19 protein-coding genes are annotated in these 17052 nt (G+C 54.0%); all 19 read right to left on the bottom strand.

Annotated elements, in window-relative coordinates; translation table 11 throughout:
• Window positions 1–32: 32 nt before the first annotated feature.
• Window positions 33–539 (bottom strand): hypothetical protein, encoded by a 507-nt coding sequence (locus H9L17_RS04950; RefSeq protein WP_187571234.1) that lies wholly within the window; start codon window positions 537–539, stop codon window positions 33–35.
• A 644-nt stretch (window positions 540–1183) separates the two neighbouring features.
• Window positions 1184–1624: a hypothetical protein gene (locus H9L17_RS04945; RefSeq protein WP_187571233.1), complete on the bottom strand. Its 441-nt coding sequence runs from the start codon at window positions 1622–1624 to the stop codon at window positions 1184–1186.
• A 116-nt stretch (window positions 1625–1740) separates the two neighbouring features.
• Entirely contained in the window at window positions 1741–1977 is a 237-nt protein-coding gene (locus H9L17_RS04940) for a hypothetical protein (RefSeq protein WP_187571232.1), read from the bottom strand.
• An 82-nt stretch (window positions 1978–2059) separates the two neighbouring features.
• Window positions 2060–2353 (bottom strand): hypothetical protein, encoded by a 294-nt coding sequence (locus tag H9L17_RS04935; protein ID WP_187571231.1) that lies wholly within the window; start codon window positions 2351–2353, stop codon window positions 2060–2062.
• Between the two features lie 609 nt (window positions 2354–2962).
• Window positions 2963–3298, bottom strand: coding sequence for a hypothetical protein (locus H9L17_RS04930; RefSeq protein WP_187571230.1), 336 nt, complete (start codon window positions 3296–3298; stop codon window positions 2963–2965).
• 963 nt (window positions 3299–4261) lie between these two features.
• Window positions 4262–4786 carry a hypothetical protein gene (locus H9L17_RS04925; protein WP_187571229.1) on the bottom strand — a complete coding sequence of 175 codons (525 nt, stop codon included), beginning with the start codon at window positions 4784–4786 and terminating at the stop codon, window positions 4262–4264.
• Window positions 4787–4850: 64 nt separating this feature from the next.
• Entirely contained in the window at window positions 4851–5405 is a 555-nt protein-coding gene (locus tag H9L17_RS04920) for a hypothetical protein (protein ID WP_187571228.1), read from the bottom strand.
• A gap of 55 nt (window positions 5406–5460) precedes the next feature.
• Entirely contained in the window at window positions 5461–5841 is a 381-nt protein-coding gene (locus tag H9L17_RS04915) for a hypothetical protein (protein ID WP_187571227.1), read from the bottom strand.
• 57 nt (window positions 5842–5898) lie between these two features.
• Window positions 5899–6354 carry a hypothetical protein gene (locus tag H9L17_RS04910; protein ID WP_187571226.1) on the bottom strand — a complete coding sequence of 152 codons (456 nt, stop codon included), beginning with the start codon at window positions 6352–6354 and terminating at the stop codon, window positions 5899–5901.
• 79 nt (window positions 6355–6433) lie between these two features.
• Window positions 6434–6802, bottom strand: a complete 369-nt coding sequence (locus H9L17_RS04905) for a hypothetical protein (RefSeq protein WP_187571225.1) — start codon at window positions 6800–6802, stop codon at window positions 6434–6436.
• A 785-nt stretch (window positions 6803–7587) separates the two neighbouring features.
• Complete coding sequence (locus H9L17_RS04900; protein WP_187571224.1) at window positions 7588–8055, bottom strand: tetratricopeptide repeat protein; 468 nt, start codon at window positions 8053–8055, stop codon at window positions 7588–7590.
• Between the two features lie 712 nt (window positions 8056–8767).
• On the bottom strand, window positions 8768–9052 hold the full coding sequence (locus H9L17_RS04895; RefSeq protein ID WP_187571223.1) for a hypothetical protein: 285 nt from the start codon (window positions 9050–9052) through the stop codon (window positions 8768–8770).
• A 1515-nt stretch (window positions 9053–10567) separates the two neighbouring features.
• A complete protein-coding gene (locus H9L17_RS16290) occupies window positions 10568–10948 on the bottom strand; it encodes an MAPEG family protein (RefSeq protein WP_187571222.1) in 381 nt (126 codons plus the stop codon).
• A gap of 391 nt (window positions 10949–11339) precedes the next feature.
• Window positions 11340–11957 (bottom strand): hypothetical protein, encoded by a 618-nt coding sequence (locus H9L17_RS04885; protein WP_187571221.1) that lies wholly within the window; start codon window positions 11955–11957, stop codon window positions 11340–11342.
• 78 nt (window positions 11958–12035) lie between these two features.
• Window positions 12036–12341 carry a barstar family protein gene (locus H9L17_RS04880; RefSeq protein WP_187571220.1) on the bottom strand — a complete coding sequence of 102 codons (306 nt, stop codon included), beginning with the start codon at window positions 12339–12341 and terminating at the stop codon, window positions 12036–12038.
• 80 nt (window positions 12342–12421) lie between these two features.
• Window positions 12422–12910, bottom strand: a complete 489-nt coding sequence (locus tag H9L17_RS04875; protein WP_187571219.1) for a hypothetical protein — start codon at window positions 12908–12910, stop codon at window positions 12422–12424.
• A 58-nt stretch (window positions 12911–12968) separates the two neighbouring features.
• Window positions 12969–13346, bottom strand: a complete 378-nt coding sequence (locus H9L17_RS04870; RefSeq protein WP_187571218.1) for a hypothetical protein — start codon at window positions 13344–13346, stop codon at window positions 12969–12971.
• 70 nt (window positions 13347–13416) lie between these two features.
• Window positions 13417–13767 (bottom strand): hypothetical protein, encoded by a 351-nt coding sequence (locus H9L17_RS04865; RefSeq protein ID WP_187571217.1) that lies wholly within the window; start codon window positions 13765–13767, stop codon window positions 13417–13419.
• A 2648-nt stretch (window positions 13768–16415) separates the two neighbouring features.
• Complete coding sequence (locus tag H9L17_RS04860) at window positions 16416–16757, bottom strand: hypothetical protein (protein ID WP_187571216.1); 342 nt, start codon at window positions 16755–16757, stop codon at window positions 16416–16418.
• Window positions 16758–17052: the final 295 nt, after the last annotated feature.

Raw genomic sequence — 17052 nt, 5'->3', positions numbered from 1 at the left:
CGCCGCGAAGCGGCATCGGATTGAATGAATTGTTAGGTTGCACCGCGATTATGGAAAGCAGCCCATGCCAGGTATATGCCGCCGAGAACGAAGAATGAGCCAAGCCAGACGGCCAGATTCTCGTCAGTCTGCCATGCCTCAGCTATCTCGACGTGGCTACGGAAGGGCTTGCCTGCGATCGACAGCTCAAAAACTCCGTAGTAGATATCTTTTGAGTAGATGGGGCCGCCCGGATTACTTGGATCGTAGAGCACGGTGACAACAGGTCGATCGGGGCGTGACAAGGCGTCATGCACGAGGCCCATGGCGTTGCCTTTTGATGCGTAGTCAAAGGACTTGGGAACGCCATCAAGGGCGAATTTGATGCCGTACTTTCCGTCCTGAACCCAAGTCACCCTGCCAGAGGCCGGCCGCAGTTCCGTGCGCGCTGGAATGCCCTCGAACATAGCCCACGAATAGAACATCATGCCGCTGAGGAGAAAGCAGAGCGCGGCGAACAGCGCGTTCTTTGCTCTTGTTGGCTTGCCGAGGAATATCATGTGCAACCTAACGCCTGAGTTAAGCCGTGCCGCGAAGCGGCATCGGCTTGAACGAATTGTTAGGCCACGGCTCTTGACGACAGCGCATGACCCAACCCGAGTGTACTGCCGTTGTTACTCTTGATGAACGAGCTAGACATTGCGAAGCCGGAGGCGCGGCTGGTTTGTGCTGCGCCGTAGCGCGAGGTGTCTCAACGAAGTGCGGCTCCGTGCGCTTTGCTAGGTGAAGTGCAGCCGCTTTCTTTGCCGAAGAGCGGAAGCAAGCAGGTGAGCGCACGAATTGTTTCGATGCGCCTGCTCTTAGTGGCCTAACGCCTGAGTTAAGCCGCGCCGCGAAGCGGCGTCGGCTTGAACGAATTGTTAGGCCACGGCTCCTGACGATGGCGCATGACCTGTCCCGAGTGTACTGCTGATCTGGCTCTTGATGAACGAGCGAGACATTGCGAAGCCGGAGGCGCGGCCGCTTTGTGCTGCGCCGTAGCGCGGTGAATTACGGCGAAGTGACAAGCGGTGAGGTTGATAGTTGCGACACCGAACAACGGGATAGTGCGAGCGCATAGAACTGCAAATGCGATGCGCCGCTTTGAGTGGCCTAACGCCTGAAATAAGTCGGACCGCGAAGCGGTCTCGACTTGATTGAATTGTTAGGCCGCGCCGCGAGAAAGCTCGGACCAGACCTGTCGAGTACCGACAAGATACAGCGTGCCGATGCCTAGGCAAATCAGGGAACTCCAGCACCAGAAGGCCACGCTGCGTTCACCGGGTGCAACGGCTGCGAGCACGAATCCCGCTACGCTGCGCAGCAGGTAAATGCCGGTAATGACGCAAAGACCGGTGCGAATAAGCGGGAGCCTTGGAATGACGCCGGCACCGGAAAGAGCGTAGAGCGACCAGACGCCGAGCACTGCAGCAATTCCGGTCGTGATGAGGGTAGGGGCGATATGGCCGGCAGCTGAGAGTTGAGCCATACGCTCACCTGCACCGAAGAAGCGGTACCACGATGGGCCAAAGAAGATGCAGCCAAGGTGAAGTAGGGCCGCGATCGCGCTCAGCGCAGCTCCGGATAACAGGTACGGGTTTGCCATATTGTCTAAAGCGGCCTAACGCCTGAAATAAGTCGGACCGCGAAGCGGTGTCGGCTTGAATGAATTGTTAGGGCTCACTGCCATTGCATGATGAGCCCACCAATGATGCAAGTTGCTCAGACGAATGTAAGCAATGTCAGCGCGGGATTCGGCTTTGTCCCGCCGGCTTTCATTGGATTGAGCCAGTTCACTGGGTAGAGAAAGGTGTTAGGCAAGATCATGGCAAAGCCACCCGCCGTGATCAGGAGCGGAATTTGCTGGGTTTGAACGTACTGGTAGAGATAAAAGATTCCCGCTACTGTAAAGATGGCCGTTCTTAGCCGGCCTCGCTTTTGCTTTTGTTCGACCTGCATAGAATTTCCCGTGTGAGCCCTAACGCTGAGTTAAGCCGTGCCGCGAAGCGGCATCGGCTTGAATGAATTGTTAGGCAGCAGTCTAGTCCTCATGGCGGTAGAAAGTGTAGCTAGAGGGCTTGCGCCCGAACGTGCCGGCCAGAAAGCTGACCGGAAAAGAATCTTCAACTTTCAGTGCCGGGATGGAGCCGCGATTGGTGGTCCCATAGATGTCACCAGATTGCCACTCCAACAGAACAAGATCCTTGGCCTGTCGCTCCGCAGCCGCCAAGTCTGCGGCACGAACGAGTCTAGTGGTGAAGAATTCAACGACTGGCGTGCCGTCAAACAGCAATTCGATTTCTTGACCGGACAGTATGACTTTGAAGTGCGGCATTGTTTGGTTTGCTGCCTAACGCCTGAATTAAGCCGCGCCGCGAAGCGGCGTCGGCTTGAATGAATTGTTAGGCGGCACTACCACTCACACTTCTCCTGCGCCGGATTACATGAACTGCCGGGAGCAAGATGGGCAGTTGGCGTGAGCGAGAAAACAACCGTGTGGTTGTGAATAGCGAAGCCGCCATGCTGATACTGAACAAACCAATCCGGCCCACGTTTCTCGGTTTTTACCAAGCGACGCTGCGGCAGGCCGTCACCCACCACGTCTGTGGCATTCCATGGCGCGTTAGAGTCTGCAAAGGCGCAAGGGCTGCACAGTGATGTAAGTGCTCGTTGGACCTCTGGCGGGAGGAACGAGATCGAGGCTGCCGGTGGGGACTTAGGAGAAGTTGCCTTGACCGCAGCTGGAGGTTCCGCAGGGCCTCGAAGGCGCAGCATAGAGGCAGCGTAGGCAACTACACCGAGAACGATGAGTGCGACGGCAATGATTGCCGTGCGACGCCAGCTGAACTTAGCTTTCTCTTCCTTCAAGTTGCGATCCTGATTGCGTGCCGCCTAACGCTTGAATTAAGCCGCGCCGCGCAGCGGCGTCGGCTTGAATGAATTGTTAGGCCGCCGAGCTGGATGTGTGTCCAGCGACTATGAAGAACAGCCCAAAGAACAGCAGCAGATAGGCTGCAAAGAAAACGAGCATGAAGTCGGAGAGCTTGGATAGATAGCTGTCATTGAGCGACTTGTGCTCACGAGCAACTAGGAACTTGAGAGTGGCCCAGCCGCCAGCAATGGTGTTACGCAGAAAGAGCGATGGCCGGCCCATTGCCTCGTACTTTTGCGGGTGATATAGCTCCAGCCGATTGAATAACAGCTTGATAAGAATGAACCACACAATGACTATGCCGAAGAAGATGGGAGCGAGTGTAATGGGGAGTGCTTGGTAATTCATGTTGGTGTTTGTCTGCGGCCTAACGCCTGAGTTAAGCTGTGCCGCGAAGCGGCATCGGCTTGAACGAATTGTTAGGCAGCGACTGGCCGAGATGCAACACCGCAAGAACAAAGCGAAACCGCTCTTGTGTGGCCTGCCGATGCTTCTTGCGGAGAACTGTCCCGCAGACGGAGTGCAGCCGTTCTAAGGCTGCACGGAGACTGTGGCCGAGGCTTTGAATGGTTGGGCGTGCGGCCAATTTCAGGCTCCTTGATCCCGAATGCTAAAGATTTAGTTCCAGCGCTGCCTAACGCCTGAATTAAGCCGCGCCGCGAAGCGGCGTCGGCTTGAATGAATTGTTAGGCCCCGATTGGCTCACACGAATCTATTCCGGTAAGACCGGAGGTCCGGATCGCCGTTGCAAGACCCGCTCCGCAGAGCATAAGTGGGCTGGCCTCATTGTTGGAGCCGAAATATTTGTCCGAAAACGCCATTTCGTTGTCTGCGACGCGGGCATCAGGCTGGAGCGCAATGCAGGCATAGCCGACTGTATCTAGATAGCGGCCACAATCGGAGCATGGCCGCATGAACCGGGTTTCCATAGCTGCATAGTCAAGAGCAGCCGGCTGCTCACACTTGAGGTGATAGAAGCCAAGCGCGTTGGGGAGGACTACAAAGCGCATGTTGGAACCGCCAAGTGATTGATACAGCGCCAGGAAGCGGTCACTAGCAATTACCGCTCCGTCGTAGCAACAGGAAATGTCGAAGCGGGCCCCCTTGAGCCGAAAGGCTTGGCTCGTGAAGTCTGGAGCGGTGCGGTAACCACATGTGCCACAGATGGGAACTCCACTGGCCGGATTAACTCGATCGCATGAGCCCACCATGTATGAGTTGTTGTCCTTTGGGGATAGCTGAAAAAGCATGGTCGGGGCCTAACGCCTGAATTAAGCCGCGCCGCGAAGCGGTGTCGGCTTGAACGAATTGTTAGAGGTCACTCGGCGCAGCTGACTGGGCATTGGTGACAGGTGCTATGTCTGCTTGCGGTGTGAAGTAGCTCGTGGCGAAGCCGCCAGCTATTGCAGCCAGGATGGCTATAAAGATTGCAAAAAAGTAATCGAACCTCTTTTGTCTTTTGTTCTCAGTGCGTTCATCAAGCTCCTCAACCTTCAGAAGGCCAGCAGAAGTGATGAAGATCTTTAGCTCCGCATCATGCCATGAGTCGCGGGCGCACTCATTGAAAGTAAATGACTCACCCTTGGCTAAGGCCAACTGACACAGCGAGACCGCTGTGCCCTGTGTGTCCAGCCCAAGTGTTCCCCGCCTCTTCTCCCCTCCAGATTCAAATGTAGAATCGGTTGTTATGTAGCCGGCATGTAGCATTGCGGCTAGCGTATAGAAGTCGGTGTAGTTGCCGTGTTTCCGGTCGACCTTAGCAACGAGCTCTTGCGCCCGAATCTCGCCGCGTCCTGCCACTAGCCGTAACAGCTTTTCATAAGGTGGCGACAGCATCTCTTGTGACCTCTAACGCCTGAATTAAGCCGCGCCGCGAAGCGGCGTCGGCTTGAATGAATTGTTAGACATGCGGCTTTTTTGGTGGCGGTGGCGGTGGTTGAACAACCGTGCGGGCTACAATGTCTCGTGGCGGAAAGCTGGCAGGTAATGGCTCAACCCCGTAGATAGCCTTTATCACTGGAAGAATCAACTGCGAGCGAAGACTGGCCTTTTTTTGGGCAGGGTTGTAGAAGTTATCTATGTCGAGGACGGAACCATCAGCGCTGACAAGTTCGATGTTGGAGCCTTTTGCGTTTGTGGCAATTAGGTAGTGGTGTCCAACTACCAGATTTACCCCGCCGCACCAAAAGGTTGAGTACTTAATGCTCTTGTAGCCAGTTGGATTTCCAAAAAGGTTTTGAACGGGACTGATCTTGCCCTCGACCCATGCTGTATAGGCTCCACTGCCTAGATCCTCTCGCTTGTACTCGGCACTGTCTAGGCGGAAGACGAAAACATTGTTTGCGTCTTTTAGGGCGGATCTAAAAGATGGCGGTTCTGGGTACTTGCACGCATATGATGCTGCAGGCAGCAGAGCGATGAATGAAGCTATGACTGCGAGAATGGATGTCCGCATGTCTAAACGCCTGAATTAAGCCGCGCCGCGAAGCGGCGTCGGCTTGAATGAATTGTTAGGCCCAAGCCCGGAAACCAGCAGTGTTGTATTCATTGGTCTTTGACCTTGCCGCAAACGTATTTGGACTGCCGAGATCATAGCCGCCTTTGAGGGTGAAGCCGCTGTAGCCAGAGGGGTGAGGTGCCGCAAGTTTTGCTTGAAGTTGCACGAGCGCTCGGCCGGGAGAGTGCGAAGCTCTGAAGGTCGCCCGGACAGTCCAAGCGGATGCGGCAGAATCCAGCAATAGAGTCTCCTTGCCGCGAGCAAACGCATGAGCAGAATAGGTGCTCTCAACACCAAGGTCTGCCGAGGCCCGAGAAATTTCTGGAGTCAGCGCCGCAGCTAAAAATGCTTGCAACTCGGCGGTGTTTGGAATGAACTCGTCGGAGACTGTCATTGGACCTAACACCTGAATTAAGCCGCGCCGCGAAGCGGCGTCGGCTTGAATGAATTGTTAGGCCGCGGTCGACGAAGCCCTGTCCTCAAGCCACTGTGTAAGTCTGCCGTAGAAGATGCATACCAAGAGACTCGCCAGTCCATAAATAATCAAAAGGAGGATACCGCGGTGCAGAGAAGCTCGGTCAACGCACACCCATAGAGCCGAAAAGGTCAACAAAGCACCTGCTCCAAGTCTATAGACTGCATGAAGGTCACTATGTACCTCCAGAAGAATCTTCTTTGGCAATGACGGCCCAGAGAGAGACGGGCTGATTTTGAGGGCAGAAAGAACTGCTACTGTAATCCCACTGAGCCCAACGGCGTACCACAATGGGAAGTCGTTAGGCAGCAGGGCCTTAAGTGACGCATCCAAGAAGGGGAAGCCTCCGATCCAGTACGCGATCAGTACGGGAAGGCCACCAATGAGGAACGAAACCGCTATCTCAAAGAGAACTTCTTGTGCCTTGAGCATGTAACCTCCGTGTTGTTTCACCGCGGTCTAACGCCTGAATTAAGCCGACCCGCGAAGCGGGTTTGGCTTGAATGAATTGTTAGGCACCAGTCTTGAACTCAGTGCGGAGTTGATCTGGCTGGCCAGAAGCAAGTAATGACAAAAGCTCTAGAGCACGTTGTTCAGAGACTCTCATCGATTGTCCGGGTGAAAGTTCCTGCTCATAGTCTTGATCTGCCCATTGCTCAAACGTAACTGTTCCATTGCGAGAAATATCCAGAACATACATTGGTCCTTGATCCCATCCATAACGCAGGGATGCAGAGCCATGCTCCTCATAGTCGCTTTCCATCATTCCAGGAATTGATTCATGGAATAGCTCATGAACCGCGCTACTCAATTCGTTGGCGGTTGGGGAGCGTCGATCTCCGCCATAGCGCTTTGAAAGGATTAGCCAAGAGTCTGTCATGGTGCCTAACGCCTGAGTTAAGCCGTGCCGCGAAGCGGCATCGGCTTGAACGAATTGTTAGGCCACCGCTCTTGAAGGCGAAGCATGACCTAGGCCGAGTGTACTGCCGATCTGGCTCTTGATGAACGAGCGAGACATTACGAAGCCGGAGGCGCGGCTGCTTTGTGCTGCGCCGTGGCGCGATGGACTACAGCGAAGAAACGAGCGGTGAACTTGGTTGTTGCGAAACCGGACAACGAGCGCATACAGGCGTCAAGAAATGCAAATACGCTGCGATCGCTCTTAGTGGCCTAACGCCTGAATTAAGCCGCGCCGCGAAGCGGCGTCGGCTTGAATGAATTGTTAGGGCTTAGAAGCGCCTCTGCGCCATAGGAATAGTGCCATATATGTGCCGCCGAGAAACAGAAGAGTAAGAAGCCCAATATTGAACACCAAGGTCAGGGTTGCGCTTGGGCTAGAGAGGGGTACAAGTTTGTCAGTGCCGTATTGGGATATGCGAAGAACAAGCCCATTCTTGTGAGGTAGATAGATAAAAGTTATAGCAGAGGGGATTGCAAGGCCATAGCAGAGCAGGAGTACTGAGATGGCTCTCACGCGCGGCGAGAATCCGCGACCTCTTGAGCGCAAGAAACGCTCAGAGACAGCAAATGCGGTAAAGAATATAAAAGTGCAAACGAATACCCAGTTCGCGATTTCCTCAAGCTGCATCATTGTCTCCTCTAAGCCCTAACGCCTGAATTAAGCCGACCCGCGAAGCGGGTTCGGCTTGAATGAATTGTTAGGCCTCACCCCCAGAACTTCCACTTGGATTTCTTGCGAGGCAATTGAATATCTTTTGCGCGCGTGCTCAAGAACTCTAGATATTTTGTGTCGTCCTTGGCGAAGACCCCGGGACCGGCGCTCATATAAGCACGCATGAGCTCATCTGCCGAGCGATCAAGATTGCCAAGCTCGAACTGACATTGGCCAAGGCGCAGATGAATAAATGGGTTTCCAATCGCATCAGGGCAATGCATGGCTTGGGAAAGATTATCCCGACCGGCTGCGAAATCTCCACTGAGGAAATTTGCGTCTCCGACAGCAACGAGTATCCATGTTGCCGCCTCCCAGTTCTCTTTTGGATCCGGTAACAAGTCCCAGGCCGACCAATAAGCTTCTAAAGCCGAAGAAAAATCTTTTGCTTCGGCATGCTGATCACCAAGTGCGCAAAGGCGGTCGAGTTCAGCGCTCGTTTCCGATGAAAGTTGAAGCACTCAGTAATCTCCAGTGAGGCCTAACGCTTGAGTTAAGCCGCGCTGCGAAGCAGCGTCGGCTTGAATGAATTGTTAGACGGCCCTCAGCTGAAGGCGCCAGTGTCGAAGGGGGTGATCCATAGATAACTCTGACTCGTCATAGCTTGCAGGACTTCGCTCTGGCATTGCCAATATTTCATCGAGGAGAAGTTCCGTAATGACGCCCTGTGGAGCTTCAATGATTGCATCCATTGCGCCGCCTGGATCAGGGCAATTTATGCAAATTTCTAGCAGCATTATGTTGTCATCTTCTTCTGAGCTGCCCTCGGTCGGGTGAAAAACATGAGCCAATCGCTGAAACAATTCAGTACGATTAAGGATGGGTACCCACCGGGTCTTTGGAAGCATAGCCGTCTAACGCCTGAGTTAAGCCGTGCCGCGAAGCGGCATCGGCTTGAACGAATTGTTAGGCAGCAACTGGCCGAGATGCAACACCGCAAGAACAAAGCGAAAGCGCTATTGTGTGGCCTGCCGATGCTTCTTGCGGAGAACTGTCCCGCAGACGGAGTGCCGCCGCTTTGAGGCGGCACGGAGACTGAGGCCGAGGCTTTGAATGCTTGGGAATGCAGCCAACTTCAAGTTCCTTGATCCCGAACGCTAAAGATCTAGCTCCAGCGCTGCCTAACGCCTGAATTAAGCCGTGCCACGAAGTGGCATCGGCTTGAATGAATTGTTAGGCCTTGCCGAGCGCGCGGAGACTTGCGCCACACGCTGACCAAGCCTTATCGAATTGCCGCTGATCTTTGGTAAAGACATCACTGAGGCTTCCGGGGCCGCCGTAAGAGCAGTTGCTGTGGTTATGCACCGCACCACGGATATCACCCTCTCGGAGCATAGATGCAATGGCTGAGAAGCGAGCGGCCCAGCCGGGCAGCTCCTCCGCAGTAAGCACCTCAACAAATGCGTCTGTCGTGAAGATGGCATGCTCTATCAACTGGTCAAGATCGCGGTTTTGCATGGTGCAAGGCCTAACGCCTGAATTAAGCCGCGCCGCGAAGCGGTGTCGGCTTGAATGAATTGTTAGGCTCCTAGCTGCGAAGCCCATGAGTTGAACCACTCTGAGGGCAAGCGTACCTGCTCCAGATTGATGGTGCGAAGCTGCTCAAGTGTGTATGTATTGGACAAGAACAAATCCCACTGGACGTCAACATCAGCGAGTACCGGTAACGCCTTCTCAATCTCTGCTGGTGCATCTGTGTCCAAGTAGGAGCACCAGAACCGATCACACCATTCAGCGATCTGCTTGTGAGTGAATGGCGATGCTTCTGGATCAGAGCCCCAGCGGAGCATTTGCCGAGCAGTCTCTATTGAGAAGGGTGGAAACTCAGTCGCCATGATGTGTCTCTAGGGGCCTAACGCCTGAATTAAGCCGCGCCGCGAAGCGGCGTCGGTTTGAATGAATTGTTAGGTTGCGGCTACGGCAACCTATGAAAGATGGCCCGCAAGGGGATCAAGTTATCGCCCTGCTCAAAGAGATGATCGCTAGTCTCCCAAGAGAGAACTCCGCTGGGAGAAATTGAGGCGGATCCGATAGAAATTGAGTTGTCCCTGGCGCTTTGAACAATGAGGACCGCACTCTTGGGCGATGTCGCCATGCCGCGAACTTGCCCGCCGTCGTCCATGCGACCACAGTTTGGTGTGCCCGCGGAGAAGGTGCCTCTGATCTTTGCGTTCTGCTGGGTGAGGTTGAAAGATGCGAAGCCGCACTCAACATGCTTTGACTTTTGCTCTTGGCTCCGGAGATCAACTTTCCATTCGCCACTGAACGATTGCGCAAGGCAATTGGCTGAGACAATTGCTAGAAGAATCGTGGCTAGAAATCGCATTGATACTTGCTCCGCAACCTAACGCCTGAGTTAAGCCGCGCCGCGAAGCGGCGTCGGCTTGAACGAATTGTTAGGCCATTGCTCTTGACGATGGCGGATGACCTGTCCCGAGTGTACTGCTGATCTGGCTCTTGATGAACGAGCGAGCCATGACGGAGGCGGAGGCGCGGCTGCCTTGTGCTGCGCCGTAGCGCGAGGCGTCTCAACGAAGTGCGGCTGAGTGCATGCTGCGAGGCGAGGTGCAACTGCTTTCTTTGCCGAGGCGCGGGAGTAAGCAAGCAAGCGCATGACCTGTTTCGATGCGCTTGCTCTTAGTGGCCTAACGCCTGAATTAAGCCGCGCCGCGAAGCGGCGTCGGCTTGAATGAACTGTTATGCAGCCTGCAACAACAGTTGAAGCAAGACTGCTGAAGTGATCTTAAGCCAGCGGGAATCGGTACGCGAGTAATCACCGGACGAAGGTCTTTGGTGGTGGGTGGGCATAAGCTTGGCTCTTTTGCACGATGCAGTGCGTGGCCGAGCGGGATATGCGACTGGCTGGATGTCTGGACTCTGGCAAGCTTGCGCAAGACAATGCGACTTTTGCCTGCCCGCGCATAACGCCTGAAATAAGGCGGACCGCGAAGCGGTCTCGCCTTGATTGAATTGTTAGGCCGCTGTCCTTGGCTGGAGAACGACCACCCAAAGTCCGAGTGTAGCGAGGAAGTTGACCGTGAACACCAAGCCGCGCAGCCGGATGTTTGTGGTCAGAACCTGGACGCAACTGTGCGCCACGCGGCCAACAATGAACGTCCAGGCAAGTAGAGACGCGATAGATGCCTCAGAGTGACTCTGAATGAGTAGCAGGCACGCTGCGTAAAAGAGCAGGGGCCACTCAAACTGATTGGAAAGGTTTGCGCTGATGCGCGGTTCGACTGTGGCCCAAGGATTGGAGCCATCAGGGCGCTGACCGATGCCCCAAATTTTTGGAGCACGTGCAATTGTAAGAAGAACGTAGAGGAACGAGGCAAGCGCTACATGAGCCACCATTGGAAGTATTAGTGGATGTTCCACATTGCCCTCGCTTGCAATGATGCTTGGAGCGGCCTAACGCCTGAATTAAGCCGCGCCGCGAAGCGGCGTCGGCTTGAATGAATTGTTAGACCGCTGCCAAAGTCTGCTCATTGAAGAGCATCAGCTAGCTATGCTGATTGCCTGCAACTTTTGGGAGAAACTTCACGACGGTCACTATGCCGAGAACGATAGTAAAACCAATCAGCACGCCAGCAAAGAAGTCTGAGCTAAGCCCAAAAAGAAGACCTGGATCTTTCAGCTGGCTGAGCTGCCTCGATGCTGCTGCCAAAACGATCGTAAAAGTTGCGGCGAGCAAGCATTGTTGGTTCCGCGTCACAATTTTCCCCTTTGCGGTCTAACGCCTGAGTTAAGCCGCGCCGCGAAGCGGCGTCGGCTTGAATGAACTGTTAGCCGCGCTCTTTGAACCACGGCTCAGCCTGAATGATACGACGGAGTGGAGTGTCGACAAACGGGGTGCCCGCCACATGTACTCAGCAGCTTTAGCCTTTGCACTTACAGGGAGAGCTTGTAGATGTGCGACTCCAGCAGAAACGCTGAATGGACATTTTTGACTGCTCTTTGACTCAAAGTTTGACGCCAGGTCAGTCCAGACCACAATATCGATAGATTTTTCATTGGCCCATGCAGCTATGGCCGAAAGGTTGCTCTCAGATCTCGAGTTGCGCCTTGAGCCATCACGAAAGTAGTAACCAATGTTGCGCAGCGTCGTGCCCTCGCGACAGCGCAGATCTGCGATAGCGTCGTCTGGGTTTTGCCTTTTGCTACGTGTAAAGGCCACACGGCAAGCCGAACCATTGTCCTCATCTAGTACGAGCGTCAGTGCGTCCTCGCGGCTGGATGAGACGCGAGAAAACTCCAGCGGAAGCATGGGGCCATCCAGCTCCCAAGCCCCATGAAATTGTCCGAAGTCCGGGCGCGTGTCCCAGATCAACGAGCCCCAACCGAGAATGATGCTGTGCGGCATGTGCTTTTAGCGGCTAACACCTGAATTAAGCCGTGCCGCGAAGCGGCGTCGGCTTGAATGAATTGTTAGGCGTGCCCCTCACGTAAGCGAGAGACGCAGCCTGAGAAAATCACCGCGCTCAGAATAGCGCGAGTTGACGGCAGCAAAGAGTTGCGTGATTCCGAGTGCAATATCTGGATGTCTTTCCGAAAATTCATAGTAACCGACGAGAAGAACTTCAAGGGTTTCATCTCTGCCAAGCATGAACGCAGACATGCCATCTCCCTCGTCTAGATAACTGAGGCAGTCAATCCAAGCATTGTTATTGCGACTATAGAAATCCGGGAAGCCAAAGGCAAAGCGAGACGCTTCATGAAAGTCGTCCCAACTGGAGATGTCACTCATGGATAGCGATGCATATGCCATGGCACGCCTAACGCCTGAATTAAGTCGCGCCGCGAAGCGGCGTCGGCTTGAATGAATTGTTAGTCGTTAACTTTAATGCCCGGATACAGTTTTCCAATAATCTTGAGCAGGACTTCTTCTGAGACATTCATTGCTCGATAGCTTCTTTCTACGTAAGGTTCAAGTAAAGTGAGCGTTTCTTGGAAATAGCCTGTTATTTCTGTTAGTTCTTTGACAACGCGATCTTGCCAATCTTTATGAACTGTAGCCGAGATGATTGTTTCAGAAATTCTATGGGCAAGCTCATTTCGGAAGAAGACCATATTGTCGAGTTCTTCTTCAATCTGCTCAGAAGGGTTGAATTTTGCAATAAATTCTTTGACTAGAACCCCAAGCGTCATCTTTTTAATGCCATCTTTATCAATGGGGTAGTTGTTCTCAATGGCATGGCACATCAAGAATGTTACGAGTCGGGATTCAAGGAGGTGAGCCATCCTCAACGCTCGACCGTACGAGGCATCTACGAGAAACGCTTGTAGTCGTGTCACCGATATATCGATATCTTCCATTAACGGCTAACGCCTGAATTAAGCCGCGCCGCGAAGCGGCGTCGGCTTGAATGAATTGTTAGGCGACGCTCTCATTTTTCCGCTTCCCGCGCGCAACGAATACAAGAATTCCGAGAACGCTGATGAAGCCCTCGACGAGGAGTGCAGCCGGAACCTCAAAGTGACCCTCGCCACCCCAGGATGGCCGCGAAACGCCAGGAAAAGACCCAAACAGGACAGAAGTAAAGAGGAAGGCAGTGAGCGTAAAGGCTGCGGATCTGATCTGGCCATCATTCAGCGGGCCTGTACGCAGGAACCAGAGCCAGATCAGCTGTGGTGCTCCGAGCATTGCGGTGAACATGATTGCCCCCGGAATGAACTCGTTCTCCGACATGGCAGCGAAGAACTTGAAACTGGCGACGCAGATGAATGCTAACGCGAGCAAGATGGGCTTCATTGAATCTCCATGTGTCGCCTAACGCCTGAATTAAGCCGCACCGCGAAGCGGTGTCGGCTTGAATGAATTGTTAGCGCTCACGGCGACGAATCTCGGTGCGCTCAAAGAACGATCCTTTGGGCCATGTAAGCTTGGAGCGGACTGCTTCAAATTGAAGTTCCTCTGGGTCAGCGCCGCGAGCATGTGCCCATTCTCTCCATTGCGGGATGAAATATGACCACCAAAGCCATGCGAGAATAAAGCCAAGACCAACGGCGACGAAGCAGGCAATTGTAGATACATCAAGAAGAAAGTAAGCGGTCGCGGCGCCGGAAAGCAGCAAGATCTGGACGGGGCCGTTTACCAACAGTTGCCCGCGTGAGATTGCAAGATCAACGGGGATTGGCTGAGGGTCGTTGTCACGATCGAAATTCATATTCATTGGGTGAGCGCTAACGCCTGAGTTAAGCTGCGCCACGAAGTGGCGTCGGCTTGAACGAATTGTTAGGCCACTGCTCTTGACGATGACGCATGGCCTAGCCCGAGTGTACTGCTGATCTGGTTCTTGATGAACGAGCGAGGCATAACGGAGGCGGAGGCGTGGCTGCTTTGTGCTGCGCCGTAGCGCGAGGTGTCTCAACGAAGTGCGGCCAGTGAGGCTTGCAGTGCAGAGTGCAGCGGCTTTCTTTGCCGAGGAGCGAGAGCAAGCAAGCGAGTGCGTGACCTGTTTCGATCCACCTGCTCTTAGTGGCCTAACGCTTGAGTTAAGCCGCGCCGCGAAGCGGTGTCGGCTTGAACGAATTGTTAGGCCACGGCTCTTGCCGACGACGCATGACCTGGCCCGAGTGTACTGCTGTTGTTGCTCTTGAAGAACGAGCGAGACATTGCGAAGCCGGAGGCGCGGCCGCTTTGTGCTGCGCCGTAGCGCGAGGTGTATCAACGAAGTGCGGCTCAGTGCGCTTTGCTGAATGACGTACAGCCGCTTTCTTTGCCGAGGAGCGGGAACAACAAGCTTGCGCATGACCTGTTTCGATGCGCTTGCTCTCAGTGGCCTAACGCCTGAATTAAGCCGACCCGCGAAGCGGGTCGGCTTGAATGAATTGTTAGGCCCCGGACGAGGCCTCTCCTAGCGCAGTATTCCAAAGCACGAAACCATTTGTCGCCGGCGAGCGCAAAGGCAGCAATGGCGTGATCTCTATGTGCCAGCGCCGAAAGACTACAAGAAGTTGCCGCACTGTGTCCGAGCTCACTGGGGAAGTCAGCGTCAGCTCCAAGATAGTACCCACGCCCTGGATGTCTTGGTGCTCGGGCAATGCTCTTAGCCAGCCGAAGAAGTGGTCCTCATCCGCTGGTGCAAAGAATGTTGGACCTTCAAAGGAAATGATCACGGGGCCTAACGCCTGAATTAAGCCGCGCCGCGAAGCGGCGTCGGCTTGAATGAATTGTTAGGCCCCGGCACTGGATGTGCTGGAAGCCATGTAGATGGCTTGTCCACAGTCCTCAGCTTGCTGAGAGAGAGCAGACAGCCAAGTGCACCACTCAACGTTACCAATGCCAGTAACCATGCGATCGCCCCAAGCCTTGGGGTGACAGAGCTCAATGACTTGGGAGCAGACACTCTGACCCATGCTGGGTGTAGCGGCTGACTCCACCTTGCTTTGAACGAAAGCAAAGATATCTTCCACGCCGGGTCGCCCGTCTAGCTGGCGTGCCATTGCAAGAAGTGGCTCAAGCTGCGGAACTTTCATACGGGGCCTAACGCCTGAGTTAAGCTGCGCCACGAAGTGGCGTCGGCTTGAACGAATTGTTAGGCCACTGCTCTTGACGATGACGCATGGCCTAGCCCGAGTGTACTGCTGATCTGGTTCTTGATGAACGAGCGAGGCATAACGGAGGCGGAGGCGTGGCTGCTTTGTGCTGCGCCGTAGCGCGAGGTGTCTCAACGAAGTGCGGCCAGTGAGGCTTGCAGTGCAGAGTGCAGCGGCTTTCTTTGCCGAGGAGCGAGAGCAAGCAAGCGAGTGCGTGACCTGTTTCGATCCACCTGCTCTTAGTGGCCTAACGCCTGAGTTAAGCCGCGCCGCGAAGCGGCGTCGGCTTGAACGAATTGTTAGGCATTGGTTCGTGGAGCTTCATATGCTGCTCGTTCCTCTGCCTTTGCGAACCCGTGAAGAATCCAGCAAACAATAGCGCAGACGATGTAGAGCGGGAATCCAAGTGATCCTAAACCGCCAGGATCTTTAGCGGTTAGTGCAAGGAAAATGTATGAGCCAAGCAGACCAATGGCGATAACGTGTAGGGCTACCGCGCTGCGAAATCTGTCCTGTTGCTTGGGCTTCCAATCCTTGCTCATGTACAGCATGAGCGGGAACGAAAAGAGAGATGGGCAGCAACCAAGCGCCGCGATGAGCACTACGAAGAAAATTGAAGCGAGCTTGAAAGCTGTGATCAATGCCTAACGCCTGAGTTAAGCCGTGCCGCGAAGCGGAATCGGCTTGAACGAATTGTTAGGCAGCGACTGGCCGAGATGCAACACCGCAAGAACAAAGCGAAAGCGCTCTTGTGTGGCCTGCCGATGCTTCTTGCGGAAAACTGTCCCGCAGACGGAGTGCAGCCGCTCTAAGGCTGCACGGAGACTGTGGCCGAGGCTTTGAATGATTGGGCGTGCAGACAACTTCAAGTTCCTTGACCCCGAATGCTAAAGATCTAGTTCCAGCGCTGCCTAACGCCTGAATTAAGCCGCGCCGCGAAGCGGCGTCGGCTTGAATGAATTGTTAGGCCTCAATTGCACGAAGCCACCTGAGCACGAACGCAAAAAGCACTGCTGCCTCAAAGAACCAGAACGAAACATGGAGCCAATAGGTCTTTGGAGATTCAGATGCTTTAACGATGCCGGGACTCATCATTGTTGGTGACGAGACAGCCCGTGTTTTCAATGCTTTGATGCCGTGCCAAAAACAGTACACACCTGCTGATGCCAGGATGAGTGCTGTCAAGATGTCCAAAAGAATTGACATTGAAGCCTAACGCCTGAATTAAGCCGCGCCGCGAAGCGGTGTCGGCTTGAATGAATTGTTAGGCGGCAGCTGCATGTTACACTTGCGCCAACACGTCACGCACAAAATTCTGTGTATTGCCGATCCACGCATCAAGCGTAGGCGTTGAAATTGATGCAACTCTATGGTTGCCGCGTCCTCCATTTGGATTCTCGTCTGCGCGGTGGACTATGCGGTGTCTACGCTTCATTGCTTCTTCTAACTGCGCCATGTATGGGGCGAGTGGTGCTGTGTTGAGACCAATTGCCTGAAGTAAAGAGGAAACTTCAGTGGGATTATTGTAGTTGGATCTTTCCAAACTTGCGTCTGTGGATTCCTTAATCAGATCGTCGATGCTTTTCCCTTTATGTGCAGAGAGTGCGCCCAGTGAAATCTTCATGGCTGTTCCGCCAGCGATGGGGATTTGATCAAGCACTGTGGCCTGTGCAGTAGGTAACTTCCAGTAGGCCAAGCTGCGTAAGACGTCTTCTAAGGATGCATGAAGCAAAACGGTAGCGGCACGGAGAACGTCCGTTTGTTGATGTCCTCGTCGGCCTCGACCAGCCCCTGCAAGCTGATTGCGATAAATTGAGACGAGGTTCTTGACTCGCGCAATATTTCGATCAAAGCGCTGAGTTATTTCTTGCCTCATGCAGCGATCCCCTTTCTCTGCCGCCTAACACCTGAATTAAGCC

The organism is Thermomonas brevis (assembly GCF_014395425.1).
In the GTDB taxonomy this organism is placed as follows: domain Bacteria; phylum Pseudomonadota; class Gammaproteobacteria; order Xanthomonadales; family Xanthomonadaceae; genus Thermomonas; species Thermomonas brevis.
The sequence above is the reverse complement of the archived record's forward strand: the minus strand, read 5'-3'. Positions and strand labels throughout refer to the sequence as shown.

Coding starts and splice junctions, on each gene's coding strand:
- H9L17_RS04950 (WP_187571234.1), bottom strand. CDS start 539: ATGATATTCCTCGGCAAGCCAACAAGAGCAAAGAACGCGCTGTTCGCC.
- H9L17_RS04945 (WP_187571233.1), bottom strand. CDS start 1,624: ATGGCAAACCCGTACCTGTTATCCGGAGCTGCGCTGAGCGCGATCGCG.
- H9L17_RS04940 (WP_187571232.1), bottom strand. CDS start 1,977: ATGCAGGTCGAACAAAAGCAAAAGCGAGGCCGGCTAAGAACGGCCATC.
- H9L17_RS04935 (WP_187571231.1), bottom strand. CDS start 2,353: ATGCCGCACTTCAAAGTCATACTGTCCGGTCAAGAAATCGAATTGCTG.
- H9L17_RS04930 (WP_187571230.1), bottom strand. CDS start 3,298: ATGAATTACCAAGCACTCCCCATTACACTCGCTCCCATCTTCTTCGGC.
- H9L17_RS04925 (WP_187571229.1), bottom strand. CDS start 4,786: ATGCTGTCGCCACCTTATGAAAAGCTGTTACGGCTAGTGGCAGGACGC.
- H9L17_RS04920 (WP_187571228.1), bottom strand. CDS start 5,405: ATGCGGACATCCATTCTCGCAGTCATAGCTTCATTCATCGCTCTGCTG.
- H9L17_RS04915 (WP_187571227.1), bottom strand. CDS start 5,841: ATGACAGTCTCCGACGAGTTCATTCCAAACACCGCCGAGTTGCAAGCA.
- H9L17_RS04910 (WP_187571226.1), bottom strand. CDS start 6,354: ATGCTCAAGGCACAAGAAGTTCTCTTTGAGATAGCGGTTTCGTTCCTC.
- H9L17_RS04905 (WP_187571225.1), bottom strand. CDS start 6,802: ATGACAGACTCTTGGCTAATCCTTTCAAAGCGCTATGGCGGAGATCGA.
- H9L17_RS04895 (WP_187571223.1), bottom strand. CDS start 9,052: ATGCAAAACCGCGATCTTGACCAGTTGATAGAGCATGCCATCTTCACG.
- H9L17_RS16290 (WP_187571222.1), bottom strand. CDS start 10,948: ATGGTGGCTCATGTAGCGCTTGCCTCGTTCCTCTACGTTCTTCTTACA.
- H9L17_RS04885 (WP_187571221.1), bottom strand. CDS start 11,957: ATGCCGCACAGCATCATTCTCGGTTGGGGCTCGTTGATCTGGGACACG.
- H9L17_RS04880 (WP_187571220.1), bottom strand. CDS start 12,341: ATGAGTGACATCTCCAGTTGGGACGACTTTCATGAAGCGTCTCGCTTT.
- H9L17_RS04875 (WP_187571219.1), bottom strand. CDS start 12,910: ATGGAAGATATCGATATATCGGTGACACGACTACAAGCGTTTCTCGTA.
- H9L17_RS04870 (WP_187571218.1), bottom strand. CDS start 13,346: ATGAAGCCCATCTTGCTCGCGTTAGCATTCATCTGCGTCGCCAGTTTC.
- H9L17_RS04865 (WP_187571217.1), bottom strand. CDS start 13,767: ATGAATATGAATTTCGATCGTGACAACGACCCTCAGCCAATCCCCGTT.
- H9L17_RS04860 (WP_187571216.1), bottom strand. CDS start 16,757: ATGAAGATTTCACTGGGCGCACTCTCTGCACATAAAGGGAAAAGCATC.